The organism is uncultured Adlercreutzia sp., assembly GCA_910585575.1.
Taxonomy (GTDB): domain Bacteria; phylum Actinomycetota; class Coriobacteriia; order Coriobacteriales; family Eggerthellaceae; genus Adlercreutzia.
This window is the reverse complement of sequence record CAJUFS010000103.1, coordinates 1-6,195: the sequence shown is the minus strand read 5'-3', so window position 1 is coordinate 6,195 and position 6,195 is coordinate 1. Positions and strand designations below refer to the sequence as shown.

The 6,195-nt window shown below is 62.9% G+C and carries 5 protein-coding genes; 3 read left to right on the top strand and 2 right to left on the bottom strand.

The genetic code is table 11. The features are described from left to right. Positions 1 to 551 (top strand): MFS transporter (locus tag QZ307_RS10475; protein ID WP_295999634.1); only part of this gene is annotated, 551 nt, incomplete at its 5' end. Here the strand turns inward: QZ307_RS10475 and QZ307_RS10470 are convergent. Next, positions 548 to 2,767 carry a sodium:proton antiporter gene (locus tag QZ307_RS10470; protein ID WP_295999632.1) on the bottom strand — a complete coding sequence of 740 codons (2,220 nt, stop codon included), beginning with the start codon at positions 2,765 to 2,767 and terminating at the stop codon, positions 548 to 550. The genes QZ307_RS10475 and QZ307_RS10470 overlap by 4 nt on opposite strands. A 178-nt stretch (positions 2,768 to 2,945) precedes the next feature. Between QZ307_RS10470 and guaA the strand changes: the two genes are divergently transcribed. Continuing rightward, a complete protein-coding gene (gene guaA / locus QZ307_RS10465) occupies positions 2,946 to 3,926 on the top strand; it encodes a glutamine-hydrolyzing GMP synthase (protein WP_295999630.1) in 981 nt (326 codons plus the stop codon). A gap of 270 nt (positions 3,927 to 4,196) precedes the next feature. On the opposite strand, the gene rhuM is transcribed toward guaA, so the two are convergent. Further along, a complete protein-coding gene (gene rhuM, locus QZ307_RS10460) occupies positions 4,197 to 5,162 on the bottom strand; it encodes a RhuM family protein (protein WP_295999628.1) in 966 nt (321 codons plus the stop codon). A gap of 389 nt (positions 5,163 to 5,551) precedes the next feature. Here rhuM and QZ307_RS10455 point away from each other — a divergent pair, with 389 nt between their 5' ends. After that, positions 5,552 to 6,160 carry a helix-turn-helix transcriptional regulator gene (locus QZ307_RS10455; protein ID WP_295999626.1) on the top strand — a complete coding sequence of 203 codons (609 nt, stop codon included), beginning with the start codon at positions 5,552 to 5,554 and terminating at the stop codon, positions 6,158 to 6,160. The last annotated feature ends 35 nt before the right edge of the window (positions 6,161 to 6,195 follow it).

Below are 6,195 nucleotides of genomic sequence, written 5' to 3'. Positions count from 1 at the left end.
TCATCGGCGGCGTCACCCTGGGCATGTTCATCTTTGGGCCCCTTTCGGCCCTGTGCCCGCTTATGACCTACGACTATTTCCAGGGTGACGGCTACATGGCAGCCCTGGGCGAGGCGGCCTTCGGCATCGGCATGCTGGTGGGCTCTTCGATCCTGATGGTGTGGGGCGGCGGTAAGCGCCTGGCCGGGCTCATTGCCGTTGCGGCCGCCATCGTCGGCACCGCCACCGCCGCCTGCGGCCTGCTGCCATCCAGCGCCTTCCCCGCCTTCGTGGTGCTGATGGGCGTCATGGCCGTGGCCTGCGCCTGGTTCAACGGCCCCTTGCTCACGCTCATGCAGCGCCACGTGCCCGACGAGAAGATGGGCCGCGCCATGGGGCTGTTCTTCGCCTTGACGGGGCTTTCCGCACCCCTGGGCGTGGCCGTGGGCGGCGCGCTGGCCGAGACCGTCGGCATTGCGCCGTTCTTCCTTATCGACGGCTTGGCCTGCCTTGCCTTGGGCCTGGTGCTCTACCTGCCGCGCTCGGTGCGCGCGCTGGATAAGGAGGCCTAGCTGCCCAGGCTCATTTGCAGGACGTAGACGCGCTGGCGCAGCTCGTTGGCAATGGGCAGGGTAATTTCGCCGTGCTCCTGCAGGTGGCGAATCTGATCGAGCTCGATGGTCAGGGCGTCGGCGTCCACCTCGTCGGCATAGCGCGCCGCTTCTGCGAACTGCTTGCCGAACAGCGGCTCCATGCCCGTGGGCAGACTCTCGTGGTGGTCGAGCGTGAGGTCCGGACGGTCCTCCTGCTTGACCTCCTGACCGTAGTTGATGCGATTCCACAGCGAATTGAGCGCGGCGCGGTGCTCTTGGCGGAGAATCTCCGCCGCATGGCGCCGCTCGTCGTCCTGGGCTATCACGTCTTGCAAGTAATCCAGGGCCGCGTGCTCCAGTTCGATGGCGAACAGGCAGGTGTCGTAGTAGATGCGCTCGGCCTGGTCGTCGCTGACCTCGGGCGACTTCGTGCGCTGCCACAACAGGGCCATGCGCCCGCGCAGGCTGTTGAAGCGCGACCCCACCTTCACGTCGGAGCCATCGTAGCCCACCGACTGGCGCACCCCGCGCAGCATGGCGTAGTAGGGCGCCAGCTCGGCCGTCTGGTAAGCCCCTTGCTGGTGAATGGCCGCGGCCTTCTTCTCCTGCACCTGGCGCACCTGCTCCCCCAGCTGGTCGAACAGATGGCTGCAGCCGTCGTCCAGGGCGCCGCGCTCGTGCATGAGCCGCACGCGGTAATGGGCGATGGTCAGGCGCAAAGCAGGGTCGAACTGCGGGTTCTTCTCGCTGGCCAGCATGGCCTGCAGCTCGGCCAGAGTGCCCTCGAGCACCTTGACGGTGGCCCGGCGCAGCTCCACCTCGCTGGTGTCGTCATGCTCGCGCGGGGCCAACAAGGGCAGCAGGCCGTCGGCCAAAAGCAGGGTGCACAGGATGACGCTGGCCGTAAGGAAGACGATCAGGTCGCGTTCCGGGAAGGGAGTGGTGCCATCGGACAGCGTCGTGGGCAGGGTGAAGATGATGGACAGTGTGACCGCGCCCTTCGGGCCGCCAATGGTAAGGACCAGCGCGTTGCGCAGCAAACTGCCAATGCGCTCGCGCCAGTGGGGACGCTTGGTGCGCAGGTGCGGCGTGGGCGACGGCGTGTTCGGCGAACAGGTTTCCAGGGCCGATGCCGTGCGCTTGCGCACCTTATGCCCGCGCTGGCGCCGCAGGGCGAAGCGGTGCACCACCTCCATAACCAGCACCCACCCGAACCGGCAGACCACAATAAGCGCCGTGGTCAGCGCCACAATGCCCAGCAGGAAGGGCAGCGAGAAGTTGTCGGCAATGGCGGGGGTGAAGGCCTGGGGCAACTGCATGCCCAGCAGGACGAACACCACGGAATTGATGAGGAAGACGAGGATGCGCCAAAACCCGTTGGACACCAGCTCGCGCTGGGCCGACGCCGTGGACGTCAGGCGCTCCTGGCGATCGGCCATAACCAGGCCGGCCGCCACCACGGCCAGGATGCCGCTCACGCCCAGCCACTCGGCGAACAGGAACACGAAGAAGGGCGAGAAGACCTCGTAGAGCACGTGCACCGTGGTGCTCTCGTAGCCCCGACGGCGCAGCAGGCGCATGGAGTACAGGCCCACCGCTCCCAAGGCCGCGCCGATGCCGATGCCGCCGAAGAACAGCAGCAGGAATTCCTGCCCGGCATCAACCAGAGAAAACGCCCCCGTGACCGCCGCGGCGCTGGCGAACTGGAAGGCTACCACGCCTGAAGCGTCGTTGATGAGCGATTCCCCGGACAGAAGGGTGCTCTGGCGCTTTTTCAGGCTCACGCTGGCGGACAGCGAGCCCACGGCCGCCGCGTCCGTAGGGGCCAGGGCCGCTGCGCAGGCAAAGGCCGCAGCCAGCGGGATGGAGGGCACGAACCAATTCAGGACGAAGCCCACTACCAGCACGGTCAGCAGCACCAGGCCCACAGCCAGGGACAAGATGGAGCCCTTGTTCTCCCACAGCTGGCGCGGGTGGGTGTGGCGCGCCTCGTCGAAGAGCAGCGGCGCGATGAACATAACCAGGAAAAGCTCGGAGGAAATGTGCACGTTGTGCACCGCCGGCACCAGCAGCGCCGCCGCGCAGCCCACGGCAATTTGCACCAGCGGCAACGACAGACGACGCACCACCTGGCACAGGATGGACGATCCGATGACACAAGCCAGCACGATAAGCGCAAATTCCAGAGCCTTCACCGCGCGCCGCACCTCCTTCTGCCTGGCTTTCTTCCTAACGAGCATACGCATTTCATTATGAAACCGCTCAGGCTTTGAACCATCGAAGGAGGCGGCTTGTCAACGCGACGTAAGCCCATCGTCACGCTATAATTCTTCCGAAGTCATTTCCGCGGTCCAAACCCCAAGGAGGTCCTCAATGGACGAGAACGTACGACCCGAATCCATGGAGCGCATCACCACGCCCGAACTGGCCCAGGCTTTCATTGACGAGCAGGTGGCGGCCATTCAGCAGCAGGTGGGCGACAAGAAGGTGCTGCTGGCTCTGTCCGGCGGCGTGGACTCCTCGGTAGTGGCGGCGCTGCTGATCAAGGCCATCGGCAAGAACCTGGTGTGCGTGCACGTGAACCACGGCCTCATGCGCAAGGGAGAGTCCGAGCAGGTCATCGACGTGTTCCAGAACCAGATGGACGCGAACTTGGTGTACGTGGACGCCACGGATCGCTTCCTGGACTTGCTGGCCGACGTGGACGAGCCGGAAACCAAGCGCAAGATTATCGGCGGCGAGTTCATCCGCGTGTTCGAGGAAGAGGCCCGCAAGGTGGGCGACGAGGTGGACTTCCTGGCCCAGGGCACCATCTACCCCGACATCCTTGAGTCCCAGGACGGCGTGAAGGCGCACCACAACGTGGGCGGCCTGCCGGACGACCTGCAGTTTGAGCTGGTGGAGCCCGTGAAGCTGCTGTACAAGGACGAGGTGCGCGTGGTCGGCCGCGAGCTGGGCCTGCCCGAGAACATGGTTGAGCGCCAGCCCTTCCCCGGCCCCGGCCTGGGCGTGCGCTGCCTGGGCGCCATCACCCGCGATCGTCTGGAAGCGCTGCGCGAGGCCGACGCCATCGTGCGCGAGGAAATGGAAGCCGCGAACGTGGGCGCCTGGCAGTACTTCGCCGTGGTGCCCGACATGCGCGCCACCGGCGTCCGCGACGGCGTACGAGCCTACGAGTGGCCCGCCATCATCCGCGCCATCAACACAGTAGACGTGATGACCGCCGAGGTGCCGGAGCTTGATTGGGCCCTGCTGAAGAAGATGACCGACCGGATTACCCACGAAGTCCCGGGGATTTGCAGGGTGTGCTACGACCTGACCCCGAAGCCGGTTGGGACGGTTGAGTGGGAATAGGCTCTTCCTTTCGCTAGCAAGTGCAACGGCCCGGCAACCCACCCAGTTGCCGGGCCGTTCTGCGCTCATGGGACAGCCAACCGGCTGACTTGCCTCATTTCGCAAGACAACCAACCGTCCGTCTCATCTCGTATAATCAACCCATCAGAGATGAAAACGCAGTCCCCGTCGGGTAGTCGTGGGCGTGCGGCGGTGCCGCATCAGCAACCTGCCTCCTTGGTTGTCCCTTCTCTGCATGGCGCATCGACATAAAGGAGGAACCAGCCCGTCTTACTTCGCAGCCGCGCTCCCCAGGGCGAGGAAGTTCATGACGAGGGACACCATGGCCTCCTTCTCGTCGGGGCGCGATTCGGCGATCATGATGGTGGTGGCCACGAGCGAGTCGTCGCCCACCGTTTTGCGGCCTTTTTCGTACAGCAGCCCATTACGATCGAGGAAGTAGAGGAAGAGGCTTGCGGCAATGCGCTTGTTCCCGTCGTGGAACGAGTGGTTCTTCACTACGAAATACAAGAGATTGGCCGCCTTCTCCTGAACCGAGGGGTAGATCTCCTGACCGCCGAACGACTGGTAGATAGCGGCGATGCTGCTGCGGAAGGAGTCGTCCTTTTCCTTGCCGAAGATATCGCTCTCGCCGTAGAAGCGCAGGCTGTCGATGAGCTCGCGGCACTCATCGTAATCGAGCACGTAGACGCCCTCGGATCCCTTTGGGCGGCTGAGGCGCTGGTGATCGTAATCGTCCAGCAGGTCGAGTGCGGGGGCGTAGCTCTTCACGATCTCGAGAATCTGCCCAGCACCCAAATCGCCCGAGAGGCGTTCCATGACCGAGACCACCTGGGCGAGCTGCTGAAGTCGACGCTCATTCTCGGCGCGACCCTCGACGATATAGCGACGCAGCACGTCAGTAGCCCACTGACGGAACTCTACGCCACGCTGCGATTTCACCCGATAGCCTACGGAGATGATGACATCGAGGTTATAGTGAGACGTGCGATACTTCTTTCCATCCGCTGCAGTTGTCAAGAAATCCTTTACTACTGATTCCTTCTGCAGCTCTCCCTCTTTGAAGCAGTTACCGATGTGCTGACTGATGTTCTGCTTAGAGGTACCGAATAGCACGGACATCTGCTGCTGCGTCAGCCAAACGGTATCCGAATCAGACGGTACGTCCAGCTTCACCTCCCCGTCAGAGGATTCAAAGAGGACGAGCTTCGATGTACCTGCCGAAGTGAATCTCATCAAGACCTCCTGTCGCGAATTGATGATGGGAAGACAATACGACTCCCAGGCCGCTGATTCAACAGTCGCAATAGTGCCATTTTTTGCAAATGCATTCTTTCGAGCTCGATCAGGTGGAGCCGCGCGATGAAGCAACTCACCTCCAGCCATCGTGGCAGATCGGCGTCGATCAGCTTGAGACCGAGAACAACTCACGCAGAAGCGCAAAGGACGCTAGAAGACGGCCGCCGGAGGATCGGTCTGCTTTGCGACATGAGAAGAAACACCAGATGAGACGCGATGTCAAAGACTTTTGTCAGCTCCGATTGGCTGGTAAGGTCTATATGCCAAAGACATTTGGTTGTAATCTTTTGCGCCATGGCACATCTTGAGTCGAGAAAGGACACGCAGTGGAGCTCAAGGAGCACTTGAAGGAGCATCGGCAGCGCCTCGGCCTCTCGCAGGAGGACCTTGCCGAGCGTATCTTCGTGACGCGCCAGACCATCTCCAACTGGGAGACGGACAAGACGTATCCGGACGTGCAGAGCCTCCTGCTTCTGAGCGACCTCTTCGGCGTGTCCATAGACGAGCTCGTGAAGGGAGATGTGGCCGCAATGGAGTCGGAAATCAAGAAGGAATGGAGAAGGATGTCGCGGCTTATCGCGGCGGCATGGGGCCTCATCGCCTTGGGCGTCCTGTGCGCGGTCGCGGGGTTCGTCGCGCACACGGGGCCGTCGTCGGTTCTTCCCGGATGGAGCGAGGGCGAGGTGCTCGGATGCGTAGCGTTCTTCTTCCTCTGGCTGATAGGCCTGGGGCTTGCGGGCCAGGTGGAGCGGATGAAGAAGGCCAGCGACCTTGTCACGTACAAGGACATCCTCGCCTACTCGAAAGGCGAGGAGCCGATTCGCGACGACGATGCGCTCGGCCGTCGCCAGCCGCTGGCATCCAGCGCATTGAAGTTCATCGCGGCGGCGCTCGTGGGCCTGGCTGTCGCGTTTGTCGTCACAAGATTTCTGTAGGAACAGTCGCAGTGGAAGGAAGGTACGTCATGGAC

Coding starts and splice junctions, on each gene's coding strand:
- rhuM (WP_295999628.1), bottom strand. CDS start 5,162: ATGAGATTCACTTCGGCAGGTACATCGAAGCTCGTCCTCTTTGAATCC.
- guaA (WP_295999630.1), top strand. CDS start 2,946: ATGGACGAGAACGTACGACCCGAATCCATGGAGCGCATCACCACGCCC.